This is a genomic window from Pseudomonas sp. CFBP13528 (genome assembly GCF_005233615.1).
Classification (GTDB): Bacteria; Pseudomonadota; Gammaproteobacteria; order Pseudomonadales; family Pseudomonadaceae; genus Aquipseudomonas; species Aquipseudomonas fluorescens_AM.
Genome location: NZ_QGAJ01000013.1, coordinates 121,993 through 147,879 on the forward strand (window position 1 = coordinate 121,993; position 25,887 = coordinate 147,879).

Annotated in this window: 21 protein-coding genes and 1 pseudogene; 9 read left to right on the top strand and 13 right to left on the bottom strand. The window is 61.2% G+C overall.

Features of this window, described 5'->3' with window-relative positions:
- Positions 1 to 376 precede the first annotated feature (376 nt).
- Positions 377 to 814, bottom strand: a complete 438-nt coding sequence (locus PspCFBP13528_RS21020) for a hypothetical protein (RefSeq protein WP_137201427.1) — start codon at positions 812 to 814, stop codon at positions 377 to 379.
- A gap of 106 nt (positions 815 to 920) precedes the next feature.
- Between PspCFBP13528_RS21020 and PspCFBP13528_RS21025 the strand changes: the two genes are divergently transcribed.
- Positions 921 to 1,361: a universal stress protein gene (locus PspCFBP13528_RS21025; protein WP_065950497.1), complete on the top strand. Its 441-nt coding sequence runs from the start codon at positions 921 to 923 to the stop codon at positions 1,359 to 1,361.
- Positions 1,362 to 1,542: 181 nt separating this feature from the next.
- On the opposite strand, the gene PspCFBP13528_RS21030 is transcribed toward PspCFBP13528_RS21025, so the two are convergent.
- Positions 1,543 to 3,462: an ATP-binding cassette domain-containing protein gene (locus tag PspCFBP13528_RS21030; protein WP_065950498.1), complete on the bottom strand. Its 1,920-nt coding sequence runs from the start codon at positions 3,460 to 3,462 to the stop codon at positions 1,543 to 1,545.
- Positions 3,463 to 3,675: 213 nt separating this feature from the next.
- Here PspCFBP13528_RS21030 and PspCFBP13528_RS21035 point away from each other — a divergent pair, with 213 nt between their 5' ends.
- Positions 3,676 to 5,604: a transglycosylase SLT domain-containing protein gene (locus PspCFBP13528_RS21035; protein WP_101219124.1), complete on the top strand. Its 1,929-nt coding sequence runs from the start codon at positions 3,676 to 3,678 to the stop codon at positions 5,602 to 5,604.
- An 89-nt stretch (positions 5,605 to 5,693) separates the two neighbouring features.
- Here PspCFBP13528_RS21035 and PspCFBP13528_RS21040 read toward each other — a convergent pair.
- Positions 5,694 to 6,446, bottom strand: a pseudogene (locus tag PspCFBP13528_RS21040) (Fic family protein); the annotation flags it as partial.
- 64 nt (positions 6,447 to 6,510) lie between these two features.
- The gene (locus tag PspCFBP13528_RS21045) at positions 6,511 to 8,277 is read right to left on the bottom strand and encodes an ABC transporter transmembrane domain-containing protein (RefSeq protein WP_101219126.1); all 1,767 of its coding nucleotides are present in this window, start codon (positions 8,275 to 8,277) and stop codon (positions 6,511 to 6,513) included.
- 244 nt (positions 8,278 to 8,521) lie between these two features.
- Between PspCFBP13528_RS21045 and PspCFBP13528_RS27660 the strand changes: the two genes are divergently transcribed.
- Positions 8,522 to 8,695: a PA1571 family protein gene (locus PspCFBP13528_RS27660; protein ID WP_175413266.1), complete on the top strand. Its 174-nt coding sequence runs from the start codon at positions 8,522 to 8,524 to the stop codon at positions 8,693 to 8,695.
- Positions 8,696 to 8,749: 54 nt separating this feature from the next.
- On the opposite strand, the gene pdxB is transcribed toward PspCFBP13528_RS27660, so the two are convergent.
- Entirely contained in the window at positions 8,750 to 9,892 is a 1,143-nt protein-coding gene (pdxB, locus tag PspCFBP13528_RS21050) for a 4-phosphoerythronate dehydrogenase PdxB (RefSeq protein WP_137201428.1), read from the bottom strand.
- A 212-nt stretch (positions 9,893 to 10,104) separates the two neighbouring features.
- On the opposite strand from pdxB, the gene PspCFBP13528_RS21055 reads away from it, so the two are divergent.
- The gene (locus PspCFBP13528_RS21055) at positions 10,105 to 11,508 is read left to right on the top strand and encodes an MATE family efflux transporter (protein ID WP_065950503.1); all 1,404 of its coding nucleotides are present in this window, start codon (positions 10,105 to 10,107) and stop codon (positions 11,506 to 11,508) included.
- Between the two features lie 90 nt (positions 11,509 to 11,598).
- On the opposite strand, the gene tusA is transcribed toward PspCFBP13528_RS21055, so the two are convergent.
- Together tusA and rlmM are read right to left on the bottom strand one after the other, a co-directional pair.
- On the bottom strand, positions 11,599 to 11,853 hold the full coding sequence (gene tusA / locus PspCFBP13528_RS21060; protein ID WP_137201429.1) for a sulfurtransferase TusA: 255 nt from the start codon (positions 11,851 to 11,853) through the stop codon (positions 11,599 to 11,601).
- A gap of 125 nt (positions 11,854 to 11,978) precedes the next feature.
- On the bottom strand, positions 11,979 to 13,055 hold the full coding sequence (gene rlmM / locus PspCFBP13528_RS21070) for a 23S rRNA (cytidine(2498)-2'-O)-methyltransferase RlmM (protein ID WP_065950505.1): 1,077 nt from the start codon (positions 13,053 to 13,055) through the stop codon (positions 11,979 to 11,981).
- A gap of 191 nt (positions 13,056 to 13,246) precedes the next feature.
- Between rlmM and acnA the strand changes: the two genes are divergently transcribed.
- Positions 13,247 to 15,988 (top strand): aconitate hydratase AcnA, encoded by a 2,742-nt coding sequence (acnA, locus tag PspCFBP13528_RS21075; RefSeq protein ID WP_137201430.1) that lies wholly within the window; start codon positions 13,247 to 13,249, stop codon positions 15,986 to 15,988.
- Positions 15,989 to 16,057: 69 nt separating this feature from the next.
- On the opposite strand, the gene PspCFBP13528_RS21080 is transcribed toward acnA, so the two are convergent.
- Both PspCFBP13528_RS21080 and cysK read right to left on the bottom strand, forming a co-directional pair.
- Positions 16,058 to 16,996, bottom strand: coding sequence for an aspartyl/asparaginyl beta-hydroxylase domain-containing protein (locus tag PspCFBP13528_RS21080; protein WP_065950507.1), 939 nt, complete (start codon positions 16,994 to 16,996; stop codon positions 16,058 to 16,060).
- Positions 16,997 to 17,246: 250 nt separating this feature from the next.
- On the bottom strand, positions 17,247 to 18,221 hold the full coding sequence (gene cysK / locus PspCFBP13528_RS21085) for a cysteine synthase A (protein WP_065950508.1): 975 nt from the start codon (positions 18,219 to 18,221) through the stop codon (positions 17,247 to 17,249).
- A gap of 125 nt (positions 18,222 to 18,346) precedes the next feature.
- Between cysK and PspCFBP13528_RS21090 the strand changes: the two genes are divergently transcribed.
- The 3 genes from PspCFBP13528_RS21090 to PspCFBP13528_RS21100 all read left to right on the top strand — a co-directional run bounded on the left by PspCFBP13528_RS21090 (position 18,347) and on the right by PspCFBP13528_RS21100 (position 21,658).
- Entirely contained in the window at positions 18,347 to 19,423 is a 1,077-nt protein-coding gene (locus tag PspCFBP13528_RS21090; protein WP_065950509.1) for a DUF748 domain-containing protein, read from the top strand.
- Between the two features lie 211 nt (positions 19,424 to 19,634).
- Entirely contained in the window at positions 19,635 to 20,480 is an 846-nt protein-coding gene (locus tag PspCFBP13528_RS21095; protein ID WP_003189627.1) for a MoxR family ATPase, read from the top strand.
- The gene (locus PspCFBP13528_RS21100) at positions 20,480 to 21,658 is read left to right on the top strand and encodes a VWA domain-containing protein (RefSeq protein ID WP_137201431.1); all 1,179 of its coding nucleotides are present in this window, start codon (positions 20,480 to 20,482) and stop codon (positions 21,656 to 21,658) included. The genes PspCFBP13528_RS21095 and PspCFBP13528_RS21100 overlap by 1 nt, the downstream gene beginning before the upstream one ends.
- A gap of 43 nt (positions 21,659 to 21,701) precedes the next feature.
- Here PspCFBP13528_RS21100 and PspCFBP13528_RS21105 read toward each other — a convergent pair whose 3' ends face one another.
- The 4 genes from PspCFBP13528_RS21105 to PspCFBP13528_RS21120 form a co-directional block, all read right to left on the bottom strand.
- Positions 21,702 to 22,241, bottom strand: coding sequence for a hypothetical protein (locus PspCFBP13528_RS21105; RefSeq protein ID WP_065950511.1), 540 nt, complete (start codon positions 22,239 to 22,241; stop codon positions 21,702 to 21,704).
- Positions 22,242 to 22,389: 148 nt separating this feature from the next.
- Positions 22,390 to 23,298: a biotin-dependent carboxyltransferase family protein gene (locus PspCFBP13528_RS21110; RefSeq protein ID WP_137201432.1), complete on the bottom strand. Its 909-nt coding sequence runs from the start codon at positions 23,296 to 23,298 to the stop codon at positions 22,390 to 22,392.
- Positions 23,295 to 23,999 (bottom strand): allophanate hydrolase subunit 1, encoded by a 705-nt coding sequence (locus tag PspCFBP13528_RS21115; protein ID WP_065950513.1) that lies wholly within the window; start codon positions 23,997 to 23,999, stop codon positions 23,295 to 23,297. The genes PspCFBP13528_RS21110 and PspCFBP13528_RS21115 overlap by 4 nt, the downstream gene beginning before the upstream one ends.
- The gene (locus PspCFBP13528_RS21120; protein ID WP_065950514.1) at positions 23,996 to 24,736 is read right to left on the bottom strand and encodes a 5-oxoprolinase subunit PxpA; all 741 of its coding nucleotides are present in this window, start codon (positions 24,734 to 24,736) and stop codon (positions 23,996 to 23,998) included. The genes PspCFBP13528_RS21115 and PspCFBP13528_RS21120 overlap by 4 nt, the downstream gene beginning before the upstream one ends.
- Positions 24,737 to 24,913: 177 nt before the next feature.
- Here PspCFBP13528_RS21120 and PspCFBP13528_RS21125 point away from each other — a divergent pair, with 177 nt between their 5' ends.
- Positions 24,914 to 25,825, top strand: a complete 912-nt coding sequence (locus PspCFBP13528_RS21125; protein WP_101219144.1) for a LysR family transcriptional regulator — start codon at positions 24,914 to 24,916, stop codon at positions 25,823 to 25,825.
- The last annotated feature ends 62 nt before the right edge of the window (positions 25,826 to 25,887 follow it).

Genomic DNA, 25,887 nt, shown 5'->3' on the forward strand with positions numbered 1-25,887 from the left:
TCCAATTCCGGGCAATTGTCAATCGCTCCAAAGGCTAGGAAAAACGCGACTTTCCAGTCAGTTCAGAACCCGGAGCACAGGATAGCAAGCCGTCAATATCCAACTATTCACAGGATCAATAATAGGAAAGATGTGGGAAAAGGCTGTACAGAAAGGGATTGGCGGCTAGGCTAACCGCAACCTGAGGATTTACCGGCCTGCCTGGCCAGCTCCAGCCCGATGATGAGTCGGGCTTTTTATTGCCCGGCCTTCCGGTTTTTCTGCAGGCGCGAGCTTGCTCGCGAAAATCGCCACCCATAACGCAGCTAACTCGGCTTTAACGCGGCGCTCTCGGGTTTTTCGCGAGCAAGCTCGCTCCTACAATGAGTGGGTCCTATCAGGCCAGGGCTTTGAGCAGCGCGTCGATATCCTTCAACACACTGGCATCGCCCTTCTCGCCCCAGTACAAGGCGATCATTTGCTTGTCCGCCTCGACCTTGTAGACGTTAGCCGGCAGCGTTGAAAAATGCGGCAACAACTTCTCATCCACGCACACCTCGCGCCATTGGTTGACCCACACACCCGGTTCCCACTGCCAGTAACTCCAGATGGCCGGCGCGTTGCCGCGCCGTGGCCGGCAGTACTGCGCGCAGGGGCTCGGCGGCTCTTGCTTGAGCCAGTGCGGCCATTCCTGGGGCGTCAGTTGCATGGCCAGCCCGATGCGGCGCGCCTCCATGCGCAGCGCCATGCGCCCGCTCTGGTGGCGCGAGGGGCGCAGCCATGCCAAAGGGCTCAGCACCACAACAAGGATTGACACCACTATCCAGACCGTCATATGTGTACTCCCGAATTTCTAGATGAGCGGATTTGACCTGACGCAAGCCGATCCGCTTGAAAGCAGCCATACTGAACCTATTGCAGTCTCCCTGGAGGAACGCCCCATGCCCTATACCCATATTCTGGTCGCCGTCGACCTGACCGAAGAGTGCGATCCAGTGATCAAGCGCGCGCAGGAATCGTCAATTGCCAATGGCGCCAAACTGTCGCTGGTGCATATCGTTGAGCCGATGGCCATGGCCTTCGGCGGCGACGTGCCCATGGATCTTTCCCAGTTGCAGCAACAGCAATTTGACCAGGCCAAGGAGCGTCTTGAGCGGTTGATCGTCAAATATCCTCAGTTGACTAAAGACGCGTGCCACCTCACCTACGGCCAGCCGCGCCAGGAAATCCATCATCTGGCCAAGGAGCAAGGCTGCGACCTGATCGTGGTCGGCAGCCATGGCCGCCATGGCCTGGCGTTGCTGTTGGGCTCCACTGCCAATGATGTGCTGCATGGCGCGCCGTGTGATGTGCTGGCCGTCAAGTTGGTTAAAAGTTCGTAAGATCGATGGCGATCCAATGTGGGAGGGGGCTTGCCCCCGATAGCATTCTGTCAGTTGATATATCTGCTGACGGGTACACCGCTATCGGGGGCAAGCCCCCTCCCACACTTGAATCGCATTCATATGAAAAAGCCCGGCGCTCATAGAACAGCGCCGGGCTTTTTCATTGCGGGCCGATCACTCAGGCATCCAACTCGGCCCAACGCTCAACCAGCGCTTCCAACTCCTGGTTCAACGTCTCCAGGGAGGCGATGACCGCAGCGGTTTCCGCTGCCGGGCGCTGGTAGAAACCGGCGTCAGCCATCTCGGCCTCTACTGCCGCAATCTGCTGTTCCTTGGCATCGATATCACCCGGCAAGGCTTCCAGCTCGCGCTGCAGCTTGTAGCTGAGCTTTTTCTTGGTGGCGGGCGCAGCTTCCTGTACCGGAGCAGCGGCGGCCACAGGCGCGACGACCGCAGAGGTCAGGTCGGCCTTGCCGGACTTGCTCTCGGTCACGCCCAGCAGGCGCGGCGATCCGCCCTGGCGCAGCCAGTCCTGATAACCACCGACGTACTCGCGTACCTTGCCCTCACCTTCGAAGACCAGGGTGCTGGTCACCACGTTGTCGAGGAATGCCCGGTCGTGGCTGACCATCAGTACGGTGCCGTTGAAGGTCAACAGCACTTCTTCGAGCAACTCGAGGGTTTCCACGTCGAGGTCGTTGGTCGGTTCGTCGAGCACCAGCAGGTTCGCCGGCTTGCTGAACAGTTTGGCCAGCAGCAGGCGCGCGCGCTCGCCACCGGACAAGGCTTTGACCGGCGTACGTGCACGTTGCGGGCTGAACAGGAAGTCGCCCAGGTAGCTGAGTACGTGGCGGCTCTGGCCGTCGATGTCGATAAAGTCGCGACCTTCGGCGACGTTGTCGATCACGGTTTTCTCCAGGTCCAACTGGTGGCGCAACTGATCGAAGTAAGCCACGTCGATACGCGTGCCCTCTTCCACCGTGCCGCTGGTTGGCTGCAAACCGCCGAGCATCAGCTTGAGCAAGGTGGTCTTGCCGGTACCGTTGGCGCCCAGCAGACCGATACGGTCGCCGCGCGCCAGGACCATGGAGAAGTCCTTGATCAGGAACGGACCTTCCGGATGATGGAAGCTGACGTTCTCCAGCACCATCACCTGCTTGCCCGACTTGTCGGCGGTGTCGAGCTGGATATTGGCCTTGCCGGTGCGTTCGCGACGTTCGCTGCGCTCAACCCGCAGCGCTTTCAACGCACGCACACGGCCTTCGTTACGGGTGCGACGCGCCTTGATGCCCTGGCGGATCCAGACTTCTTCCTGGGCCAGTTTCTTGTCGAACAGCGCGTTGGCGGTCTCTTCAGCCGAGAGTGCGGCTTCCTTGTGCACCAGGAAGCTGGCGTAGTCGCCGTTCCAGTCGATCAGGCCGCCACGGTCCAGCTCGAGGATGCGGGTGGCCAGGTTTTGCAGGAAGGAACGGTCGTGCGTGATGAACAGCACGGCGCCCTGGAAATCCTTGAGGGCTTCTTCCAGCCAGGCAATGGCGCCGATATCCAGGTGGTTGGTCGGCTCGTCGAGCAGCAGCAGATCCGGCTCGGACACCAGAGCCTGGGCCAGCAGCACGCGACGACGCCAGCCGCCGGACAACTGGGCGAGGGTCTTGTCGGCCGGCAGTTGCAGGCGGCTCAGGGTGCTGTCGACCAGTTGCTGCAAGCGCCAGCCATCGCGGGCTTCGAGGTCTTGCTGGACATGCATCAGCTTGTCCAGGTCGGCTTCGGTGACGCAGTTCTGCGCCAGGTGATGGTATTGCGCAAGCAATTCGCCAACCCCGTCCAGGCCTTCGGCAACCACGTCGAACACTGTCCGCTCGTCGGCTACCGGCAATTCCTGCGGCAATTCGCCAATCTTGAGGCCCGGAGCGCGCCAGACAGAGCCCTCATCGGGCTTCTGGTCGCCTTTTACCAGCTTCATCATGCTCGACTTGCCGGTGCCGTTGCGGCCGATGATGCACACCCGCTCACCACGGGCGATCTGCCAGGACACCTTGTCCAACAACGGCATAGCGCCGAAAGCAAGGGACACATCGCTGAATTTGAGCAGGGTCATACGCTTCTCCAAAAACTGGGCGCGCATTCTACCTGAGTTGAGGGTGGGATGCGGCCTGCATTTTCGCTGCCGACACGTTCTGCAGGACATTTGCCGCGAACTTGAACCAACCGGCCGGCAAAGCTTTCGCCGGTCGCTGGCAAAAGGCTAAGCTAGGGGCAATCAGTGTCGGCGATGCCGGTGCTAGTCGTGATTTCTCTGCACGGACGTCTCATGCGCAGTCGCCTTTTCAACTTTTTATCCTGCCTGCTTCTTTCCGCCACCGCCGTTCAATCTGCCCAGGCCGTGGACCTCACCACCCAACGTCAATATTACGATGAAGCCAAGCGCGCCCTCGCCAAGGGTGACAGTGGCCCGTACATGCAATACAGCCAGGCTCTGGCCGACTACCCGCTGACGCCGTACCTGGCGTATGACGAACTGACCGCGCGGCTTAAAACCGCGAGCAACCAGGAAATCGAACAGTTCCTCGCCAAAAACGGCGACCTGCCCCAAGCCAACTGGATGAAGCTGCGCTGGTTGCGCTGGCTGGCCGAACGGGGTGACTGGCAAACCTTTGAAAAGTACTACGATACCAAGCTCAACTTCGTCGAGCTGGACTGCCTGCATGGCCAGTACCAACTGACCCACAACCTCAAGGCCGAGGGCTACAAGACCGCCGAAAAGCTGTGGATGACCGGCAAATCCCAGCCGGCCGCCTGTGATGTGACCTTTGGCCAATGGGCATCTGACGGTCAGTTGACCGAACAAAAAATCTGGGACCGCACCAAGCTTGCCGCCGAAGCACGCAACTACGCACTGGCCAACAGCCTGGTGAAAACCCTGCCGACGCTCGGCGCCCAGGGCCGCCTGATGATCGACGTGGCGCAAAAACCCGACATGCTCAGCGACCCGTCGCGCTTCCTGCCGGCCACCGAGGCCATGTCCGACGCCGTGGGCCTGGGCCTGCGCCGACTGGCCCGCCAGGACCCGGACAAGGCCATGGCCCTGCTGGACGGCTACGCCAGCAGCATGCACTTCTCCCGTGACGAAAAAGTCTCGATTGCCCGGGAAATCGGCCTGACGCTCGCCCGTCGCTACGACCCTCGTGCGTTGGAGGTAATGACCAAGTACGACCCGGAGTTGCGTGACAACACCGTTTCGGAATGGCGCCTGCGCCTGCTGCTGCGCCTGGCGCGCTGGGAAGATGCCTACCAACTGACCCGCAAGCTGCCCCAGGACCTGGCCACCACCAACCGCTGGCGCTACTGGCAGGCGCGCAGCCTGGAGCTGGCCGAACCGAAAAACCCGCAGGCGCTGGTGCTGTACAAAAACGTGGCCAAGGAACGCGACTTCTACGGCTTCCTCGCCGCCGACCGTTCCAAGACCCCTTACCAGTTGAACAACAAGCCGCTGGTGATGAGCCAGGCGCTGGTCAATAAAGTGCGCAATACCCCAGGCGTGCGCCGTGCCCTGGAGTTCTACGCCCGTGGCCAGATCGTCGATGGCCGCCGCGAGTGGTACCACGTCAGCCGTCACTTCAACCGTGATGAAATGGTCGCGCAGGCGAAGCTGGCCTACGACATGAAGTGGTACTTCCCGGCGATCCGCACGATCAGTCAGGCGCAGTATTGGGACGACCTGGACATCCGCTTCCCGATGGCCCACCGCGACACCCTGGTGCGCGAAGCCAAGGTGCGCGGCCTGCATTCGAGCTGGGTGTTCGCGATTACCCGTCAGGAAAGTGCCTTCATGGACGATGCCCGCTCCGGCGTCGGCGCCAGCGGCCTGATGCAACTGATGCCCGGTACCGCCAAGGAAACCGCACGCAAGTTCAGCATTCCCCTGGCTTCCCCGGCCCAGGTACTGGACCCGGACAAGAACATCCAGCTCGGCGCCGCCTACCTGAGCCAGGTGCACAGCCAGTTCAACGGCAACCGTGTACTCGCTTCCGCCGCCTACAACGCCGGCCCCGGCCGCGTGCGTCAATGGCTGCGCGGTGCCGATCACCTGAGTTTCGACGTGTGGGTGGAAAGCATCCCGTTCGACGAAACCCGCCAGTATGTGCAGAACGTGCTGTCTTATTCAGTGATCTACGGGCAGAAGCTCAATTCGCCGCAGCCGTTGGTGGATTGGCATGAGCGGTATTTTGATGACCAGTAAGAGGGGCAGCTTCAAGCGGCAAGTTTGAAGCTTCAAGAGGAATGCCCGCATTGAGAGATGCGGGCATTTTTTATGAGTCGGCTTTACACCGCCTCAGCCAGCGCCAGGCTCAAGGCTTGCAACATGAATTCAACAAAGGGCGTCGCTTCTGCCTGCTGATCCGCCGCCGAAAGCGCAGCATAGTAGGCATCCTGCTGATCCCGAATGACCGCCTCCACTGGCAGATAAGCGAGCGCCGGACGCCATTGGCTGAGTATCAACGTCTGCCAGAGCCGCCCCATTCGTCCATTGCCGTCTGCAAAGGGATGGATGAATTCGAACTCGTAATGGAATACACAACTGGCGATCAAAGGGTGCCAATCTGAAGCTGACTGCCATTGCAGCAAATCATCGATCAGCTGCGCAACGCGACTCGCGGGCGGCGCCATATGGACCAATTGCTCGCCGCGATAAATGCCAACCCCCGAGTGACGAAACCGTCCGGCATCGTCTATCAATCCGAACATCAGCAGTTCGTGGGCTTTCAGCAGGTCAGCACGATCACTCGGCGTCCAGTGCGGCATCGCCTCATAGGCTGCAAAGGCGTTGCGCACCTCCTGGATTTCCCGTGGCAGGCCCAGTACTCGCTTACCCTCCAGGACAGCGGTGACTTGCTCGACGCTGAGCGTATTGTTCTCGATCGCGAGCGAAGCCTGAATGGTGCGAATCCTGTTACCGCGCCTCAGCTGAGGCGTCTGGCGGCTATCATTGCCCGCCGAGAGCTGACCGATCTGCTCACTGATATCGGCCACTAGAGCCAGCATCTTTGTCGTCAGCGTCAACGGAGGTTGATAACGGCTCATATCCTCATCCAGATCATTTATCGAAAGGCCATATGATGCCCTAAGGCGCAAGCACACTGCAGCTTCATTCCTCCTGCCCGCCATCACTGAACTGCAACGCCGCCAACCGCGCATACAGCGGATTGCTCGCAATCAACTGCTGATGCGTGCCCACGGCCACCAGCTTGCCCTGGTCCATCACCGCAATCCGATCGGCGTTTTTCACCGTGGCCAGGCGATGCGCGATCACCAGGGTGGTACGGCCCTGCATCAATTGCGGCAGGGCCTGCTGGATCAGGTGTTCGCTCTGGGCATCGAGGGCGCTGGTGGCTTCGTCGAGCAGCAGGATGGGCGCATCCACCAGCAAGGCACGGGCGATGGCCAGGCGTTGACGCTGACCGCCGGAGAGGCCCAGGCCACCGTCGCCCAGGTGGGTCTGGTAGCCGTCGGGCATTTGCAGGATGAAGTCGTGGGCATGGGCGATACGCGCAGCGGCTTCGACCTGTTCGCGGGTGGCGGTGGGGTTACCGTAGCGGATGTTGTCCTCGATGCTGCCGAAAAACAACGCCGGGCTCTGGGAGACCAGGGCGAAGTGGCGGCGCAGGTCCAGCGGGTCGAGTTCGGTCAGCGGCTGGCCTTCGAGCAGGATGCGGCCTTGCTGGGGGTCGTAGAAGCGCAGCAGCAGGTCAAACAGCGTCGATTTACCCGCGCCGGAAGGGCCCACCAGCGCGAGGGTTTCGCCGGGGTTGATCGTCAGGTTCAGGCCATCGATGGCGTAGCTGTCTGGCCGCGACGGGTAGGAAAAGCGCAGGTCCTCAAGCGCCATGCGCCCGCTGACACGCTCCGGCAAGCGCACGCTGCCGCTGGCCGGCGCCTGGATTTCGTTGCTCGACTGCAACAGTTCGCCAATCCGCTCTGCCGCGCCGGCGGCCCGCTGCAATTCGCCAAGCACTTCGCTCAAGGTGCCGACGGCGCTGCCGACGATCAGGCTGTAGAACACGAACGCCGCCAGCTCACCGCCGGAAATGCGCCCGTTGATCACGTCCATCCCGCCGACCCACAACATCACGCCCACGGCACCGAGCACCAGCATGATCACCAGGGTAATCAACCAGGACCGCTGCAGGATGCGTTTGCGCGCAGTGGCAAACGCCTCCTCCACGGTCAGGGCAAAACGCTGTTCGTCCTGCGCCTGATGGTTATAGGCCTGCACGGTCTTGATCTGGCCCAAGGTTTCGGACACATAGCTGCCGACATCGGCGATGCGGTCCTGGCTCAGCCGCGACAGGCTGCGCACACGCCGGCCGAAGATGAGGATCGGCGCCAGCACCAACGGCAATGCCACCACGACAATGCTGGTGAGCTTGGGGTTGGTGATGAACAGCAGCACGATACCGCCAATGACCATCAAGGCATTGCGCAGGAACAGCGACAGCGATGAGCCGATCACCGATTGCAGCAAGGTGGTGTCGGTGGTCAGGCGCGACTGGATTTCCGAGCTGCGGTTGTTCTCGTAGAAACCGGGATGCAGGTAAATCAGGTGGTTGAACACCTGCCGGCGAATGTCCGCCACTACGCGCTCGCCGATCCACGACACCAGGTAGAAGCGCGTGAACGTACCCACCGCCAGGCCCAGCACCAGCAGCATGAACAGCGTGATGGACTGGTTGAGCAGGTGCGGGGACTGGGTCATGAACCCCTGGTCGACCAGCAGGCGTATGCCTTGCCCCATGGACAAGGTAATACCGGCGGTGACAATCAGCGCCAGCAGGGCGCCCAGCGCCTGCCAGCGATAGGGCGCAATAAAGCGGCTGGCCAAGCGGATTGCGCGGCGTTGACGGGTTGAAAACATAGGGCTTCACCACTGACGGAGTCTGACCCTCAACATTGGGGGAACTTGTGTAAATAACAATGAGTCAGGTTAATTATGCCCGCCGATAGAGGCCGCTAGAGGCTATCGGTCTAAGACTGATCTGGAAATATGTGCCGGTTTCTGGTGGACTGGGTGTTCGAACCGGTGAACGTGTATGGAGTTGTAATAGCTCGGTCACGCGGGGGAATTAAAGTAGGTACACAACCTGATGAGGAGACAGGCCATGACCTTGCAGAACAGCAGCGATGCCAAGATTGAAGTGATCCGCCAACCGCAGGAGCTGCCTTGCTCTTACATCGATGCCAAGGGCCTCGAAGTGCAGATTACCGAAGAGATGATCCAGCAAGCGTGCAGCGAACTGGAACAGCGCCTGGTCAAGCCTGCGCAGCAAGGCTGAAACGCCGACGCTCTTTCAAACCCGGCCCAGGTGGCCGGGTTTTTTATCGGCTGTCTAAACGCAGACCGCGCCCAGTGCGGCCACCATGCTCGACAACACGGCCGACTCGCCGTTGATGCGCACCTTCAGGCCATCGATCTCGCGGCGCTCAGGGTAATGCTTGCGCAATAAGTCAAAGGCTTTGCGCTGCTCGTCCACCGTTCCCACAAGGCTGCGACGCAAATCCGCATCATCGCGGCGCGGGTCATACACGCTGCGGCACAAGGTCGCCAACGCCCAGGCCGGGTCGGTCGACGCGTTCAGGTGCACCTCAGCCAGCCACGGTGGCGGCAGCAGGTCGCTCAAGTGAATGCTCGGCGCCTGGCCCAGGTGGGCACAGAACGCCTGATAGATCTGCGCAGTGCCGCGCTGCTTGCCGTCGAGGCTGTAGCCGGCGATGTGCGGGGTGGCCAGTACGCACAGGTCAGCCAGGTCGGCATCCACCTGCGGCTCACCCTCCCACACATCCAGTACCGCTTGCAGATCTTCGCGCTCAAGCAACACTTCGCGCAGGGCGGCGTTATCCACCACCGCGCCGCGACTGGCGTTGATCAGCCAAGCGCCGGGCTTGAGCTGTTCCAGGCGCTGGCGATCAAACAGATGCCAGGTGGCGCCATTGCCGGACTTGATCAGCGGCGTGTGCAGGCTGATCACGTCGCACTGCTCGATGATCTGTTGCAGGCTCACGTAGTCGCCGTCTTCGGCGATCTGCCGTGGCGGGTCACAGACCAATACGTTCCAACCCAGGCCCTTGAGCACCTGGACCAGCCGCCCGCCGACCTCACCGGCGCCAACGATGCCATAGGTACGCCGGGTAAGGTCGGCACCTTCGATTTCGGCCAGGGTCTGCAAGCTGCCCAGCACATAATCCACCACGCCCCGTGCATTGCAGCCGGGCGCGCTTGACCACTGGATACCGGCCTGCCGGAAATAATCGAGGTCCAGATGATCGGTGCCAATGGTACAGGTGCCGACAAACCCCACCTTCGAGCCCTCGAGCAAGGCCCGGTTGACGTTGGTCACCGAGCGCACCAGCAGCACATCGGCCTGCTCCAGCGCGGCACGATCAATCGAGCGGCCGGGCACGCGACGTATCTCGCCAAACCCTCGGAAGAATGCATCGAGCAGCGGAATATTTTCGTCGGCAACAATCAGCATGGCAGGCTCCTTTGGCGGATCAGCAGTGTACAGGCATGGGATTCAAGTAACACCCGGGATCCCTGTGGGAGGGGGCAAGCCTTCTACCACACAGGTTAAGGGGTGCCTGCGTAGTCGCATTACAAATCAGCAACACAGGTTTTTTCCTGACCCTTGCGTCAAAGCGTAGAATCCGCCGTCCTTGCGACTGCCTTTTTATTGGACATCTGTACGTGAACACTGCCACCGCTACCCTCACCCGCCCCGCCCGCATCCGCCGGGAAGTGCGCGGCCTGCTGACGCTGGCCCTGCCGATCATCATCGGCCAACTGGCAACCACCGCGATGAGCTTTGTCGACGCGGTGATGGCCGGGCGGGTCAGCCCCCAGGACCTGGCGGCGGTTGGCCTGGGTAACTCGATCTGGATCCCCGTGTACTTGCTGATGACGGGCACCCTGCTGGCCACTACGCCGAAAGTCGCGCAGCGCTATGGCGCGGGCAAGTTCAACGAAATCGGGCCTCTGGTGCGCCAGTCATTGTGGCTGGCCGTAGTGGTGGGCCTGTGCGGCGCCCTCTTGTTGCTGTGCGCCGAGCCGATACTGCACGCAATGAAGGTCGAGCCCGACCTGATCGAGCCGTCCATGGGCTATCTGCATGGCATCGCGGCCGGGATGCCGGCCATTGCGCTGTACTACGTGTTTCGCTGCTTCAGTGACGGCCTGGGGCGTACGCGGCCGAGCATGGTCATGGGCTTGTGCGGGTTGGCGCTGAACATTCCACTGAACTACATCTTCATCTACGGCCATCTCGGCCTGCCGGCCATGGGCGGCGTGGGCTGTGGCTGGGCGACGGCGATCGCGATGTGGGTGATGATGCTCGGCCTGGCCGGGTGGACGCGCTGGGGCGCGGCGTATCAGAGCAGTGAATTGTTCAAGCGCTTTGACTGGCCGCAATGGGCGGTGATCAAACGCGTACTGGGGATCGGCCTGCCGATTGGCGTGGCGATCTTTGCCGAATCGAGCATCTTCGCCGTCATTGCCCTGCTGCTGGGCAGCCTGGGCGCCACGGTGGTGTCCGGCCATCAGATCGCGCTGAATGTCAGCTCCCTGGTGTTCATGATCCCCTACTCCCTGAGCATGGCCGTCACCGTGCGCGTCGGCCAGGCCCTGGGCCGTGGCGAACCGCGTGAAGCACGCTTTGCCGCTGGCGTTGGCATGGGCACAGCGCTGGCCTATGCCTGCTTGTCCTGCAGCCTGATGCTGGTGTTTCGCGAGCAGATTGCGGCGATCTACACCCCCGACCCGGTGGTGATCCACCTGGCATCGATGCTGCTCGTGTTCTCGGCGCTGTTCCAGTTCTCCGACTCCATCCAGGTGACCGCCGCCGGCGCGCTGCGCGGCTACCAGGACACACGGGTGACCATGGTACTGACCCTGTTTGCCTACTGGGGCGTGGGGTTGCCGGTAGGTTACGCCCTCGGGCTGACCGACTGGCTGGGCGAACCCAGCGGCCCAAGCGGCTTGTGGCAGGGCCTGATCGTGGGCCTGAGTTGCGCGGCCGGCATGCTGCTGGTGCGCCTGGCGCGCAGTGCGCGCCGGCGTATCCATGCAGGCACCGCGCTTACGCGCGCCGTGTAGGAGCGAGCTTGCTCGCGAAAAACCTGAGAGCGCCGGGTTAAACCAGAAGCGCTGCGTGATCGTTAGCGTTTTTCGCGAGCAAGCTCGCTCCTACAAGGGTTCGGCGGCTTTCTTGCGGATCCAGTAAAGGTACGTGCCGGCGTCTTCCTGCTGACTGACCAGTTCATGGTCAAGGAACACACAGAACTTGGGAATATCGCGGCGGGTCGACGGGTCGGTCGCGATCACCTTGAGCAGGCCGCCCGCCGGCAGGTCACGGATGTGCTGGTGCAGCATCATGACCGGCTCCGGACAGTTGAGGCCAGTGGCGTCGAGGATGCCGTCGACGGGCAATTCAAGACTCATACTTCACTCCTAAACGAACCCGACTCCCTGTGGGAGGGGGCTTGCCCGCGATGACGGGGGCACATTCAACATACATTTCGACAGTGATACCGCTATCGCAGGCAAGCCAGCTCCCACATTGGATATCAGTGTCTCTTGGGTTTCTTTACGTCCAGCAGTCGACGCAAGTGGCACGTCACTTCCTCACGGTCGTGGTACAGCTGCTTGCAGCCGATTTCCACACGAATGCCACGGGCCTTGAAGCCGTCTTCGATCCGCTCGAGCAAACGCTTCACCTCGGCATAACGCTGCTTCATCGGCAGCTTGAGGTTGACCACCGCCTCGCGGCAATGCCCCTCGCCGATCCAGGTTTCCAGCAACGCCGCGTTGCGCGCAGGCTTCTCGACGATGTCGCACACCATCCAGTCCACCGGTTGCTTGGGGACGAAGGTGAAACCGTCGGCCATCAAGTGCTGCACCAGACCGGTGTCCATCAGGCTTTCGGCCATGGGGCCGTTATCAATGGCGGTCACCAGCATGCCCCGGTTGACCAACTGCCAGGTCCAGCCACCGGGGGCCGCGCCGAGGTCGACACCGGTCATGTCGCCGTGCAGGCGTTCATCCCATTGTTCGCGGGGGATGAAGTGGTGCCAGGCCTCCTCCAGCTTCAAGGTCGAGCGACTTGGCGCGTCACGCGGGAACTTCAAACGCGGGATACCCATGGGCCACATTGCCGAGTTGTTCGGCTCGGCCAGGCCCATGAACACTTCGCGGCCGCTCTTGAACGTCAGCAGCAGGCGCGGCTTGCTCGGGTCGTCCACCAGCCTGCCCGCGTTAAGCAAGGCCTTGCGCAGGTGCACTTCGAATTTCTTGCAGAAGTTCGACAGTTCCTTGCCATCGTTGGTATCGACCATCTCCAGCCACAGGCTACCGCACACCGGGAACTCCCGCAGGTGGGCGAGGATCACGCTGATACGGTCGGTTTCCGGCAGGTCGATAAACACCCCGCGCGCCCACTGCCTTGGGAAGATCAGCTCGGCGAAGCGCTGGCCGTGCATCAGGCGCTGCGCGCCGTCTTCTTCAGTGCAGACAAATTCGGCGCAGGCGCTGCCGGTCTTGGCCTTGGCGTAGCCGGATACGTTCAGGCGCGCGGCGTGTTCCGCGATCTCGGAACAGACTTCGCCTTCAAAACCCGGGCGGCAGTGCATAAAAAGGGTGTTCAATTGAATCTCCTGGCAACTGGATTGCTCTATCGCAATACCTGTCATGAAAACGCGCGCATGATAGCCGAGTTCGGAACCTTGGACTCAGCGATAGAGTCCAGTTATTAGCCTGCTAATGAAAACAGCGCTAAGTTGAACGCTCTGTTCGTCCCGTCAGGTCCGTGGCCGTGCGGATCATAAGGAGTCATGTAATGTCATCCCTTGATAGCCTGAGAACCCTTAAGACACTGCAAATAGACAGCAACACCTACCACTACTTCAGCCTGCCCGAAGCCGCCAAGAGCCTGGGTGACCTGGACAAGCTGCCGATGTCGCTCAAAGTGCTGCTGGAAAACCTGCTGCGCTGGGAGGACAACAAAACCGTCACCGGCACTGACCTCAAGGCCATCGCCGCCTGGCTCAAGGAACGCCAGTCCGACCGCGAAATCCAATACCGCCCCGCCCGTGTGCTGATGCAGGACTTCACCGGTGTGCCCGCCGTGGTCGACCTGGCCGCCATGCGCGCCGCCGTGGCCAAGGCCGGCGGCGATCCGCAGCGCATCAACCCGCTGTCGCCGGTCGACCTGGTGATCGACCACTCGGTCATGGTCGACAAGTTCGGCAACGCCGACGCCTTCGAGCAGAACGTCGATATCGAAATGCAGCGCAACGGCGAACGCTACGCCTTCCTGCGCTGGGGCCAGAGCGCCTTCGATAACTTCAGCGTGGTGCCACCGGGCACCGGCATCTGCCATCAGGTCAACCTGGAATACCTGGGCCGCACGGTGTGGACCAAGGATGAAGACGGCCGCACCTACGCCTTCCCCGACACCCTGGTGGGCACCGACTCCCACACCACCATGATCAACGGCCTGGGCGTACTCGGCTGGGGCGTGGGCGGCATTGAAGCGGAAGCGGCGATGCTCGGCCAGCCGGTATCGATGCTGATCCCGGAAGTGATCGGGTTCAAGCTTACCGGCAAATTGAAAGAAGGCATCACCGCCACCGACCTGGTGCTGACGGTGACCCAGATGCTGCGCAAAAAAGGCGTGGTGGGTAAATTCGTCGAATTCTATGGCGACGGCCTGGCCGACCTGCCGCTGGCCGACCGTGCCACCATTGCCAACATGGCGCCGGAGTATGGCGCCACCTGCGGCTTCTTCCCGGTCGACGAGGTAACGCTGGACTACCTGCGCCTGTCCGGTCGCCCGGCAGAAACCGTCAAGCTGGTCGAGGCCTACACCAAGGCCCAGGGCCTATGGCGCCACGCCGGCCAGGAGCCGATCTTCACCGACACCCTGGCCCTGGACATGGGCAGCGTCGAAGCCAGCCTCGCCGGGCCGAAACGCCCGCAGGACCGCGTCGCCCTGCCCAACGTCGGCCAGGCGTTCAGTGATTTCCTCGACCTGCAATTCAAACCCACCAGCAAGGAAGAAGGCCGCCTGGAAAGCGAAGGCGGCGGCGGTGTCGCCGTGGGCAATGCCGACCTGGTGGGCGAAGCCGACTATGAATACGAAGGCAACACCTATCGCCTGAAAAACGGTGCCGTGGTCATCGCCGCCATTACCTCCTGCACCAACACCTCCAACCCCAGCGTAATGATGGCGGCCGGGCTGTTGGCGAAGAAGGCCGTGGAAAAAGGCCTGACGCGCAAACCATGGGTCAAGAGCTCGCTGGCGCCGGGCTCGAAAGTGGTCACCGACTACTACAACGCGGCCGGCCTCACTCACTATCTGGACACACTCGGTTTCGACCTGGTGGGCTACGGCTGCACCACCTGCATTGGCAACTCCGGGCCGCTGCCCGAGCCGATTGAAAAAGCCATCCAGACAGCCGACCTCACCGTCGCATCGGTATTGTCCGGCAACCGCAACTTCGAAGGCCGCGTGCACCCGCTGGTGAAAACCAACTGGCTGGCCTCGCCGCCCCTGGTGGTGGCCTACGCGCTGGCCGGTACGGTACGTATCGACATCAGCAGCGAGCCGCTGGGTAACGACCGGCACGGCAACCCGGTGTACCTGAGGGACATCTGGCCCAGCAGCCAGGAGATCGCCGACGCGGTGGCCCAGGTCACCACGGGGATGTTCCACAAGGAATACGCCGAAGTGTTTGCCGGCGATGAACAGTGGCAAGCGATCGAGGTACCGCAGGCGGCGACCTACGTGTGGCAGCAGGACTCCACCTATATCCAGCATCCGCCGTTCTTCGACGACATCGCCGGCCCACTGCCAGTGATCAAAGACGTCAAGGGTGCCAACGTGCTGGCCCTGCTTGGCGACTCGGTGACCACCGACCACATCTCCCCCGCCGGCAACATCAAGACCGACAGCCCCGCCGGCCGTTACCTGCGCGAGCAAGGCGTGGAGCCACGGGACTTCAACTCCTACGGCTCACGTCGCGGCAACCATGAAGTGATGATGCGCGGTACCTTCGCCAATATCCGTATCCGCAATGAAATGCTCGGTGGCGAAGAAGGTGGCAACACCCTGTATATCCCCACCGGCGAGAAGATGGCGATTTACGATGCCGCCATGAAGTACCAGGCATCGGGCACCCCGTTGGTGGTGATCGCCGGCCAGGAATACGGCACCGGTTCGAGCCGCGACTGGGCGGCCAAGGGCACCAACCTGCTGGGGGTCAAGGCGGTGATCGCCGAGAGCTTCGAACGTATCCACCGCTCCAACCTGGTGGGCATGGGCGTACTGCCGCTGCAGTTCAAGCTGGACCAGAACCGCAAGGCGCTCAAGCTCACCGGCAAGGAGAAGATCGATATCCTCGGGCTGACCGATGCCGAGATCGAACCACGGATGAACCTGACGTTGGTGATTACGCGCGAAGATGGCAGCCGCGAGAAGATCGAGGTGCTGTGCCGGATTGATACCTTGAATGAGGTGGAATACTTCAAGGCGGGTGGGATCTTGCACTATGTGCTGCGCCAGTTGATCGCCTCTTAAGCAACACTGCCAAACCAATGTGGGAGGGGGCAAGTCCCCTCCCACATTGACGGTATTCCACATTTCAAATCAGCCGAACAGCCACTTCCACAGCAATACCAGGACAAGCACCGCCAGCACCGGCCGCGCAATGCGGTAGGCCTTGGGATGCTTGCGCTTCCACTGCTTGACCTGGCCGCTGAACGTGTCGCTGAAGGTCTTGCTCCAGGCATACGCCTGGTTGATCCCGCCCACGCGCTCGTCGTCCAGGTTCTGCGGCGCGGTCGCGCGTCCCAGTTGCTTGCTGACCCAACGGTTGATGCGGGTCATCAGGCGATTGCTCAACGGCCGCTCGATGTCACAGAACAGGATCACACGGGTCTTTTCAGTCTCGTTCTTCACCCAGTGCACGTAGGTTTCGTCGAACATCACGTCTTCACCGTCGCGCCAGGCATAGACCTGGCCATCGACGAAGATGCGACAGTCGTCGGAGTTCGGCGTGGACAGCCCCAGGTGATAGCGCAAAGAGCCGGCAAACGGGTCGCGGTGCGGGTTGAGGTGGCTACCGCCCGGCAACAGCGCGAACATCGCGCCTTTCACGTTGGGAATGCTGCTGACCAGCGCCACGGTTTTCGGGCACAGGGCTTCGGCCGATGGCAGCGGTTTGTCGTACCACTTGAGGTAGAAGCGCTTCCAGCCTTTCTTGAAGAACGAGCCGAAACCGGCGTCGTTGTTCTTTTCGGCGGCGCGGATATAACCCTCGTCGAACAGGTGCATGGCCTCTTCGCGGATCACTTCCCAATTGTCCTTGAGCACGTCCAGTTCCGGGAACTTGCTGCGGTCCAGGTAGGGCTTGGACGGCACTGCGGAAAACAGGTACATCAAGGCGTTATACGGGGCGAACAGCGCCGAATGGTTGACGAACTGGCGCAGCATCGGCAAACGGGCCTTGCCGCGCAGGTGCACATACAGCGTACTGCCGATAAACAGCAGCAACACCGACAATTTGGCGGCCAAAGAAAAGGTCATGCAGCAACTCCTGAAGATAAGCGCCTGGCCAACAGCTTCCCGTCGCAGGGAAACCAGACGTAGCAGCCGGCCATGATAAACACTTGGCGCATTATGCAGAAGGCCCATGCCGACCGGCTGACCTGGATCAACACGCCTTGCCCCTGCAGGAGCGAGCTTGCTCGCGAAGAACGTCAACGATAACGCGGGTTGACTGATTCAACGTGGCGCTCTCAGGTTTTTCGCGAGCACGCTCGCTCCTACAGCCGATTCACGCCTGGTTTTCCTGGTCGGTGAACAGGTCACTGAACAGCATGCTCGACAGGTAACGCTCGCCCGAATCCGGCAGAATCACCACGATAGTCTTGCCCTGCATTTCCGGTTTTTCAGCCAGGCGCACCGCCACGGCCATGGCGGCGCCGCAGGAGATGCCGCACAAGATGCCCTCTTCCTGCATCAAGCGCAGGGCCATGGCCTTGGACTCGTCGTCGGTGACCAGTTCCACGCGGTCGACCATCGCCAGGTCGAGGTTTTTCGGCACGAAACCGGCGCCAATGCCCTGGATCTTGTGCGGGCTGGGCTTGATCTCTTCACCCGCCAGCGCCTGGGTGATCACCGGCGACACGGCCGGTTCCACCGCCACCGACAGGATCGGCTTGCCTGCGGTGTTCTTGATATAGCGCGACACACCGGTGATCGTGCCGCCAGTGCCCACGCCTGCCACCAGCACGTCCACGGCGCCATCGGTGTCGTTCCAGATTTCCGGGCCGGTGGTTTTCTCGTGGATGGCAGGGTTGGCCGGGTTTTCGAACTGGGCCGGCATGAAGTAGGTGCTCGGGTCGCCGGCGACGATTTCGCCCGCTTTCTCAATGGCGCCTTTCATGCCCTTGGCCGGTTCGGTCAGCACCAGCTCGGCGCCGAGGGCCTTGAGCACTTTACGCCGCTCGATGCTCATGGACGCGGGCATGGTCAGCAGCAGTTTGTAGCCACGTGCCGCCGCCACGAACGCCAGGCCGATCCCGGTATTGCCGGAGGTCGGTTCGACAATGGTCATGCCCGGCTTGAGCTTGCCGCTGCTTTCCGCGTCCCAGATCATGTTGGCGCCAATGCGGCACTTCACCGAGTAGCCTGGGTTACGTCCCTCGATCTTGGCCAGGATGGTGACCCCGCGCGGTGCGATGCGGTTGATCTGCACCAGGGGTGTATTACCGATGGAGTGCGCGTTGTCTGCAAAGATGCGGCTCATGACGGGTCCTGTTTGGCAATGTCGGAAAGGCCCCAAGGGTATGCCTCGTGCCACTAGGCGTCCAGTCGGAGGAACGTTGCGCCGTTTGCAGCAGTCAATCTCCTACGAGCAAGGAGAACTGCCCCATGAAACGTCGTTACAGTTGGCCGCTCTGGACCGTCGCCGGGCTGGTGCTGGTCCTGGTTGCCATACACATCGCGCTGCCTTACCTGGTGCGTAACTACCTGAATGAAAAGCTCGCCGACATGGGCGATTACCGTGGCGAAATTGCCGATGTGGACCTGGCCTTGTGGCGCGGCGCCTACCGGATCAACGGTCTGCAGATCGTCAAGGTGGACGGCAAGGTACCGGTGCCGTTCGTCAAGGCGCCACTGATCGAGTTCGCGGTGAGCTGGCATTCACTGTGGTACGACCATGCCGTCGTGGCCGAAGGGCATTTCGTACGACCGGAGATCAACTTCGTCGACGGCGGCGCCAACAAGCAGGCGTCCCAGACCGGTAAAGGCACCGACTGGCAGGCACAACTGAGCAAACTGCTGCCGATCACCCTCAACGAAGTGCGCATCGAAGACGGCAAGATCGCCTTTCATAACTTCAGCTCCAAGCCTGAGGTGAATATCAACGCCACCGGGGTCAACGCCAGTCTCTACAACCTGACCAACGTGGTGGACGTCCAGGGCAAGCGCGACGCGCGCTTTGAGGGCAAGGCGCTGCTGCAAGGCCAGGCGCCACTGGAAGCCAGCGCCACCTTTGACCCGCTGAGTGATTTCGAAGAGTTCGAGTTCCGCTTTCGCGCCCGCGACCTGCAACTCAAGCGCATGAATGACTTCGCCTCGGCCTACGGCAAGTTCGACTTCAAGGCCGGCACCGGCGATGTGGTGGTCGAAGCCCAGGCCGAAAAAGGCCAACTGAGCGGCTACATCAAGCCACTGTTGCGCGATGTCGAGGTATTCGACTGGCAGCAGGACGTGGAAAACAAAGACAAGAACATCTTCCGCTCGATCTGGGAGGCCGTGGTCGGCGCCAGCGAGACGGTATTGAAGAACCAGCGCAAGAACCAGTTCGCGACCCGCGTGGAGCTGAGCGGCAGCGTGCACCAGCAGAATGTCAGTGCGTTTTCTGCGGTGATCGCGATCCTGCGCAATGGCTTTATCCAGGCCTTCAATGCCCGCTACGAACAACCCAAGCCTAGCGCCGATTAAAACTGTGGGAGGGGGCTTGCTCTCGATGGCGGCGTGTCAGTTTATACATCTGTGACTGAACCCCCGCTATCGGAGGCAAGCCCCCTGCCACATTGACTGCGTTGACCGGACTGCCGTGACCGGCCATTCAGAGACTGAATAACCCGTCTGCGTTCACAGTCGCCGGGGCTGCGCGGTATAGTCGGGCATTGATGAATGTGAGGAATGACCGATGAAGTTCGAAGGCACCCAGGCCTATGTGGCTACCGATGACCTGAAACTGGCCGTCAACGCCGCCATCACCCTGGAGCGGCCGTTGCTGGTCAAGGGCGAACCGGGCACCGGCAAGACCATGCTCGCCGAGCAACTGGCCGAGTCCTTCGGCGCCAGGTTGATCACCTGGCACATCAAGTCCACCACCAAGGCGCACCAGGGCCTCTACGAGTACGACGCGGTCAGCCGCCTGCGCGACTCGCAGCTGGGCGTGGACAAAGTGCATGACGTACGCAACTACCTGAAAAAGGGCAAGCTGTGGGAGGCTTTCGAGTCCGAAGAGCGAGTGATCCTGCTGATCGACGAAATCGACAAGGCCGACATCGAGTTCCCCAACGACCTGTTGCAGGAACTCGACAAGATGGAGTTCTACGTCTACGAAATCGACGAGACCATCAAGGCCAAGAAACGCCCGATCATCATCATTACTTCCAACAACGAGAAAGAGCTGCCGGACGCGTTCCTGCGCCGCTGCTTCTTCCACTACATCGCCTTTCCCGACCGCACGACCCTGCAGAAAATCGTCGATGTGCACTATCCGGACATCAAGAAAGACCTGGTCAGCGAAGCGCTGGATGTGTTCTTTGACGTGCGCAAGGTGCCAGGCCTGAAGAAAAAACCCTCCACCTCCGAACTGGTCGATTGGCTCAAGCTGCTGATGGCCGACAACATCGGCGAAGCGGTATTGCGCGAACGCGACCCGACCAAGGCCATCCCTCCACTGGCCGGGGCCCTGGTGAAGAACGAGCAAGACGTGCAACTCCTGGAACGTCTGGCATTCATGAGCCGTCGCGGTAATCGATAATGTTGCTCAACCTGTTCAATGAAATGCGTGCCGCCAAGGTGCCGGTCTCGGTACGCGAACTGCTCGACCTGATCAACGCGCTGAAACAGCGCGTGACCTTCGCCGACATGGACGAGTTCTACTACCTGGCGCGGGCGATCCTGGTCAAGGACGAGCGGCACTTCGACAAGTTCGACCGGGCTTTTAGCGCCTACTTCAACGGCCTGGAAAAGCTCGATGACCACTTGCAGGCGCTGATCCCGGAAGACTGGCTGCGCAAGGAGTTCGAACGCTCGCTGAGCGATGAGGAGCGCGCGCAGATCCAGTCCCTCGGCGGCCTCGACAAGCTGATCGAGGCATTCAAGAAGCGCCTGGAGGAACAGAAGGAACGCCACGCCGGCGGCAACAAGTGGATTGGTACCGGCGGCACCAGTCCCTTTGGTTCCGGCGGCTACAACCCCGAAGGCATCCGCGTGGGTGATGCCGGCAAGCGCCAGGGCAAGGCGGTCAAAGTCTGGGACCAGCGCGAGTACAAGAACCTCGACGACCAGGTTGAGTTGGGCACGCGCAATATCAAGATCGCCCTGCGCCGCCTGCGCAAGTTTGCCCGCCAGGGCGCCGCTGAAGAGCTGGACATCGACGGCACCATCGACCACACCGCACGCGACGCCGGGCTGCTGAATATCCAGATGCGTCCTGAACGGCGCAACACCATCAAGCTGCTGTTGCTGTTTGACATCGGCGGCTCGATGGACGCCCACGTGAAGACCTGCGAAGAACTGTTCTCAGCGTGCAAAACCGAGTTCAAGCACCTGGAGTACTTCTACTTCCATAACTTCGTGTACGAGTCGGTATGGAAGAACAACCAGCGGCGCACGTCCGAACGCACCTCCACCCAGGACCTGCTGCACAAATACGGCGCCGACTACAAAGTGATTTTTATCGGCGATGCGGCCATGGCGCCCTATGAAATCACCCAGGCCGGCGGCAGCGTCGAGCATTGGAACGAAGAGCCTGGCTACGTGTGGATGCAGCGCTTCATGGCCAAGTACAAGAAGTTGATCTGGATTAACCCGTACCCAAAGGATACCTGGGGTTATACAGCGTCAACGGGGATTGTGCGGGAGTTGGTCGAAGATCAGATGTATCCGCTGACACTGCGCGGATTGGAAGAAGGCATGCGTTTTTTATCAAAATAGCCTTCAGCCAGTGACCCGCACCGCGTAGTGTGCGGGCCCGTTTTCAGCAGTGCTCGGCGTCTATCCAGCCGAATGCCAGGAACAGCGTGGAAAACTTCTTGACCAGTTCAGCGTCCCTTTTGTCGACCTTCTGGTCATTGTTAACGTCCTGGTAGATCGCCGTCGCGCCCTGACCATTCCCGTCGGCATACAATGCGGCGGTGTAGACCAGGCTTTCATCGCACGGCGCGCCCGCACCCTGATGAAAATGCAGGCGCACGGTGTCCGGCACGCCGTTGTCGTCAAAGTCTCGAGCGAACACCTGCAGATATTTATCGAACGGCTCATCCAGGCTGTACCAGTTGAACTCAAGAAACAACTGGGCCAGTTCGATCGCTTGGGCCCTATCGACCGCGTCAATGACGCCATCCTGATTCACATCATCGGCAATTATCCAATCCAGCTTTCCATCATCGGTAATATCAAAGGCCGTGGCGCTGTGGGAAATTGTCGGCGTACGCGTATCGTCATGGAACTCCAGATACACCACGTCCGGAACATCATCATCAAGCACGTCTTGTGCGTAAATTTTCAAATAGCGCATGTTAAAACTCAGTATCGAATGGAACACCAGCTTTTCACTGCGTCATCGGTAGGGCCATACGACAAACTCCCTATCATCATGGGACTTTTCCGAAAATTGCAACGCACTTTTTGAAACACAGGTTTCGCAGGAACCCATCGCGCCCGGCTCAATTGAGTCGGCGCAAGAACTCTACCTGCTGCCGATGCGCAGTCTCCTGAACCATCGGCGCCAACCGTAGCTTCTCACCGGGCAAGCATTGCGCCAGGCGCGCCAGCGCCAACGGCGTCAACGCACCTAGACGCGGATACCCACCAATCGTCTGCCGGTCATTGAGCAACACAATCGGCTGCCCATCCGGTGGCACCTGGATCGCGCCCAACGGAATGCCTTCGGAAATCAACGACGGCCCCTGGTACTGCAGGGGTGTGCCCAGCAAGCGCATGCCCATGCGGTCGGCTCGGCTGTCCAGAGCCCACTCGGTGTTGAAGGCGTCGAATAAACTCTGCCCGCTGAACTGGCCGATCTGCGCCCCCAGGATTACGTCCAGCGATGAAACGGTTGGCAAATCCGGGTTAGCCAGCACTTTCATCGCGCCCCCGGTACCGGAATAGGTCAACCGCCCGCCCTCGGCCAATGCCTTGCCATACCCGTCCACCCCGCCCAATGCCTCACGCACTACGGTGGCACAACTGCCGAGCACTGCCTGCGCATCAAACCCACCGGGCGCGGCCAGATAAGCCCGTGCTCCACTGAACGGCTGGGTGAAGCGCAGGCGCTGGCCCTTTTGCAGGATAAAGCTGCGCCCGGGGCTGATGGCCCGCTCGTCGATACAGGCGCCCAGGTCCGCACCGGCAAGCGCCAACAAGCAGTAGTCCTCGGCCTGCACGGTAAAACCGCCCAGGGTAATTTCTATTACCGGCGCATCCAGGGCATTGTCCAGCAGCCAATTGGCCCATGACATCGACACCCAGTCCAGCGCCCCGCCCTGGGTCACGCCCAGGTGGCGTACGCCGAAACGCCCGGCGTCCTGCAACAGGCACAGCGGTGTGCTGGCCTCAATCATCAAGCGGCTCATGCGTGCGCCTCCAGAGGCGCGTCATCGCCACCCAGGTTGACGAACTCAGCGTGGCTGACCGCCTCGAAACGCACCGTGTCGCCGGGCTGCATCAAGCTGTAGCCGTCGCGTTCGCGGTCGAAGAGTGTGGCCGGGGTGCGCCCGATCAGGTTCCAGCCGCCGGGGGATACCACTGGATAGGCGGCGGTTTGCCGCTCGGCGATACCCACGCTGCCGGCCGCTACGCGTTTGCGCGGGGTGTTGAGACGCGGCGTGGCGAGGATGTCGTCCACCAGCCCCATAAAGGCAAAACCGGGGGCGAAACCCAGGGCGAACACCTGATACAGGTGGTCGCTGTGGCGACGAATCACCTCAGCGACCGCCAGCCCGCTGCGCTGCGACAGCAAGCTCAGCTCCGGCCCGACGCTGAGGTCGTACCATACCGGCAGCACATGGCAACGGCCGCCGCCCTGGGCCTGGGGCTGCAGGTCGGTCAGGGCCTGGTCGATCAACGCCCGTGCCTGGGCCGGGGTCAGGAGGGTGAGGTCGTAATGCACCATCAAAGTGGTGTAGGACGGCACCAGGTCAACCAGCGCGCTGCCGAACCCGCTGCGCAGACGTTGGGTGGCGGCAAGCATCCAGGGCATGTTGGCTTCGGCAATCACGTCAAACAAACGCACCATCAGGCAGTCGATGGCCACCACTTCAATCCGTGGCTTCATGCTGGCCTCAACGCCTCGCGGATACGCTGCACCGCGGCCATCGAGCTGGCGTTATCACCGTGTACGCACAGCGTATTGGCCTGCAGGACCAGCGGGCTGCCGTCACTGGCAGTCAGCGCCTCACCGCGGGAAAGGGTCAGGGCCTGTTCGACGATGGTGTCGGCGTCATGATGCACCGCGCCCGGCAACTGGCGCGAAACCAGATGGCCCTGGCTGTCATAGGCACGGTCGGCAAAGGCTTCGAACCACAGGGTCACGCCGTATTCATCGCCCAGGGCCTGGGCCGCGCTGTTGTCGCGCGTGGCCAGCAGCATCAGCGGCAGGTCGCCGTAAGCAGCCACGGCCTGCAACACCGCGCGCAGCTGTGCGGGGTTGGCCATCATGTCGTTGTACATGGCGCCATGCGGTTTCACGTAACTGACGCGCCCGCCTTGGGCGCGGCAGATACCCTCCAGCGCACCGATCTGGTAATGCAACAGGTCCTGGATTTCCTGAGGGGTGTACTGCATGGAGCGTCGGCCGAAACCTTGCAGGTCCTGATAGGCCGGGTGCGCGCCTACTTGCACGCCATGCTTGAGCGCCAGGCTGACGGTCTTGCGCATGATGCTCGGGTCGCCGGCATGGAAGCCGCACGCCACGTTGGCGCAGTCGATGAACGGCATGACTTCGGCGTCCAGACCCAGGGTCCAGTTGCCGAAGCTCTCGCCGATGTCGCAATTCAATAGCAGGCGGCTCACGGGGTCGCTCCTGTAGGCTTTGTTTTTTTGTAGTGTGGGATCTTTTACCAACATCTCGCAACGATGTTGTCCTGAAACCCAACGACGCTTATCGTGGAACGGCTCGATTTTTGGCGCCGGCACGCTGCGGCGTCCAACTAATAAAAACCGATCCATGCATAAGAAAAAGTTGATCCCATGAATTTGAAGTTCCTCGAAACCTTCGTCTGGGTGGCCAAGCTCAAGAGTTTCCGCCTGACCGCCGAAAAGCTGTTCACCACCCAGGCGTCGATCTCCAGCCGCATTGCAGTGCTGGAGAGCGAGTTGGGGGTGAAGCTGTTCCTGCGCGATTCGCGCGGCGTGAGCCTGACCCCGGAAGGCTTGAAGGTGCTCGATTATGCCGAGCAGATGATGGTGACCCTGCAGGGCTTGAAGCAGTCCCTGGAAACCACCAGCAGCAAGGTCGGACGGATTAGGATCGGCGCAATGGACACGGTGATCCACACCTGGCTCAGCCCGTTGGTCGCCGAGTTGATGAGCCTGTTCCCGCGGGTGGAAATCGAATTGGTCGCCGATACTGCGTTGAACCTCAGCGATCAGCTGCAAAAAGGCTTCCTTGACCTGATCCTGCAGACCGACCTGCTGCGCCTGGAAAGCGTGCGCAGCCTGGAACTGGGCAGTCACCCCATGGCCTGGATTGTCGCCAGCCAGTCGATTTATAACCGCGATTACGCCTCCCTCGCCGAATTGGCCCAGGAACGCATCATCACCTACTCGAAAAACTCCTGCCCCCATCAGGATGTGTTGAGTTTGATGCAGGCCAACGGCGTCGCCGCACCGCGCATGAACTGCGTCAACTCGGTATCAGCCATCACCCGGTTACTGCGCGACGGGTTTGGCATTGGCGCGCTGCCGCCGGTGCTGGTCAGTGAAGAGCTGGCACGGGGGGATCTGGTGATGCTGCCGATGGCGCAGCAACTGCCGAATCTGCAAGTGGTGGTGTCGTGGCGCGTGGGGGTGGAGTTGGTGGAGGAGATTGTGGGGTTGTGCCAGAAGGTCGTGGCTCGCTATGCCGAGCAGGTCGGTAAAGAGCGGATGGTGCTGAGTTAAACCGGGTCAAAATGTGGGAGGGGGCTTGCCCCCGATGGCAGTGTGTCAGCCAACATAAGTTT

Excerpts from the sequence above, each read along its gene's own strand:
- PspCFBP13528_RS21020 (WP_137201427.1), bottom strand. The coding sequence starts at position 814 with ATGACGGTCTGGATAGTGGTGTCAATCCTTGTTGTGGTGCTGAGCCCT.
- PspCFBP13528_RS21025 (WP_065950497.1), top strand. The coding sequence starts at position 921 with ATGCCCTATACCCATATTCTGGTCGCCGTCGACCTGACCGAAGAGTGC.
- PspCFBP13528_RS21030 (WP_065950498.1), bottom strand. The coding sequence starts at position 3,462 with ATGACCCTGCTCAAATTCAGCGATGTGTCCCTTGCTTTCGGCGCTATG.
- PspCFBP13528_RS21035 (WP_101219124.1), top strand. The coding sequence starts at position 3,676 with ATGCGCAGTCGCCTTTTCAACTTTTTATCCTGCCTGCTTCTTTCCGCC.
- PspCFBP13528_RS21045 (WP_101219126.1), bottom strand. The coding sequence starts at position 8,277 with ATGTTTTCAACCCGTCAACGCCGCGCAATCCGCTTGGCCAGCCGCTTT.
- PspCFBP13528_RS27660 (WP_175413266.1), top strand. The coding sequence starts at position 8,522 with ATGACCTTGCAGAACAGCAGCGATGCCAAGATTGAAGTGATCCGCCAA.
- pdxB (WP_137201428.1), bottom strand. The coding sequence starts at position 9,892 with ATGCTGATTGTTGCCGACGAAAATATTCCGCTGCTCGATGCATTCTTC.
- tusA (WP_137201429.1), bottom strand. The coding sequence starts at position 11,853 with ATGAGTCTTGAATTGCCCGTCGACGGCATCCTCGACGCCACTGGCCTC.
- acnA (WP_137201430.1), top strand. The coding sequence starts at position 13,247 with ATGTCATCCCTTGATAGCCTGAGAACCCTTAAGACACTGCAAATAGAC.
- PspCFBP13528_RS21080 (WP_065950507.1), bottom strand. The coding sequence starts at position 16,996 with ATGACCTTTTCTTTGGCCGCCAAATTGTCGGTGTTGCTGCTGTTTATC.
- cysK (WP_065950508.1), bottom strand. The coding sequence starts at position 18,221 with ATGAGCCGCATCTTTGCAGACAACGCGCACTCCATCGGTAATACACCC.
- PspCFBP13528_RS21090 (WP_065950509.1), top strand. The coding sequence starts at position 18,347 with ATGAAACGTCGTTACAGTTGGCCGCTCTGGACCGTCGCCGGGCTGGTG.
- PspCFBP13528_RS21095 (WP_003189627.1), top strand. The coding sequence starts at position 19,635 with ATGAAGTTCGAAGGCACCCAGGCCTATGTGGCTACCGATGACCTGAAA.
- PspCFBP13528_RS21100 (WP_137201431.1), top strand. The coding sequence starts at position 20,480 with ATGTTGCTCAACCTGTTCAATGAAATGCGTGCCGCCAAGGTGCCGGTC.
- PspCFBP13528_RS21105 (WP_065950511.1), bottom strand. The coding sequence starts at position 22,241 with ATGCGCTATTTGAAAATTTACGCACAAGACGTGCTTGATGATGATGTT.
- PspCFBP13528_RS21110 (WP_137201432.1), bottom strand. The coding sequence starts at position 23,298 with ATGAGCCGCTTGATGATTGAGGCCAGCACACCGCTGTGCCTGTTGCAG.
- PspCFBP13528_RS21115 (WP_065950513.1), bottom strand. The coding sequence starts at position 23,999 with ATGAAGCCACGGATTGAAGTGGTGGCCATCGACTGCCTGATGGTGCGT.
- PspCFBP13528_RS21125 (WP_101219144.1), top strand. The coding sequence starts at position 24,914 with ATGAATTTGAAGTTCCTCGAAACCTTCGTCTGGGTGGCCAAGCTCAAG.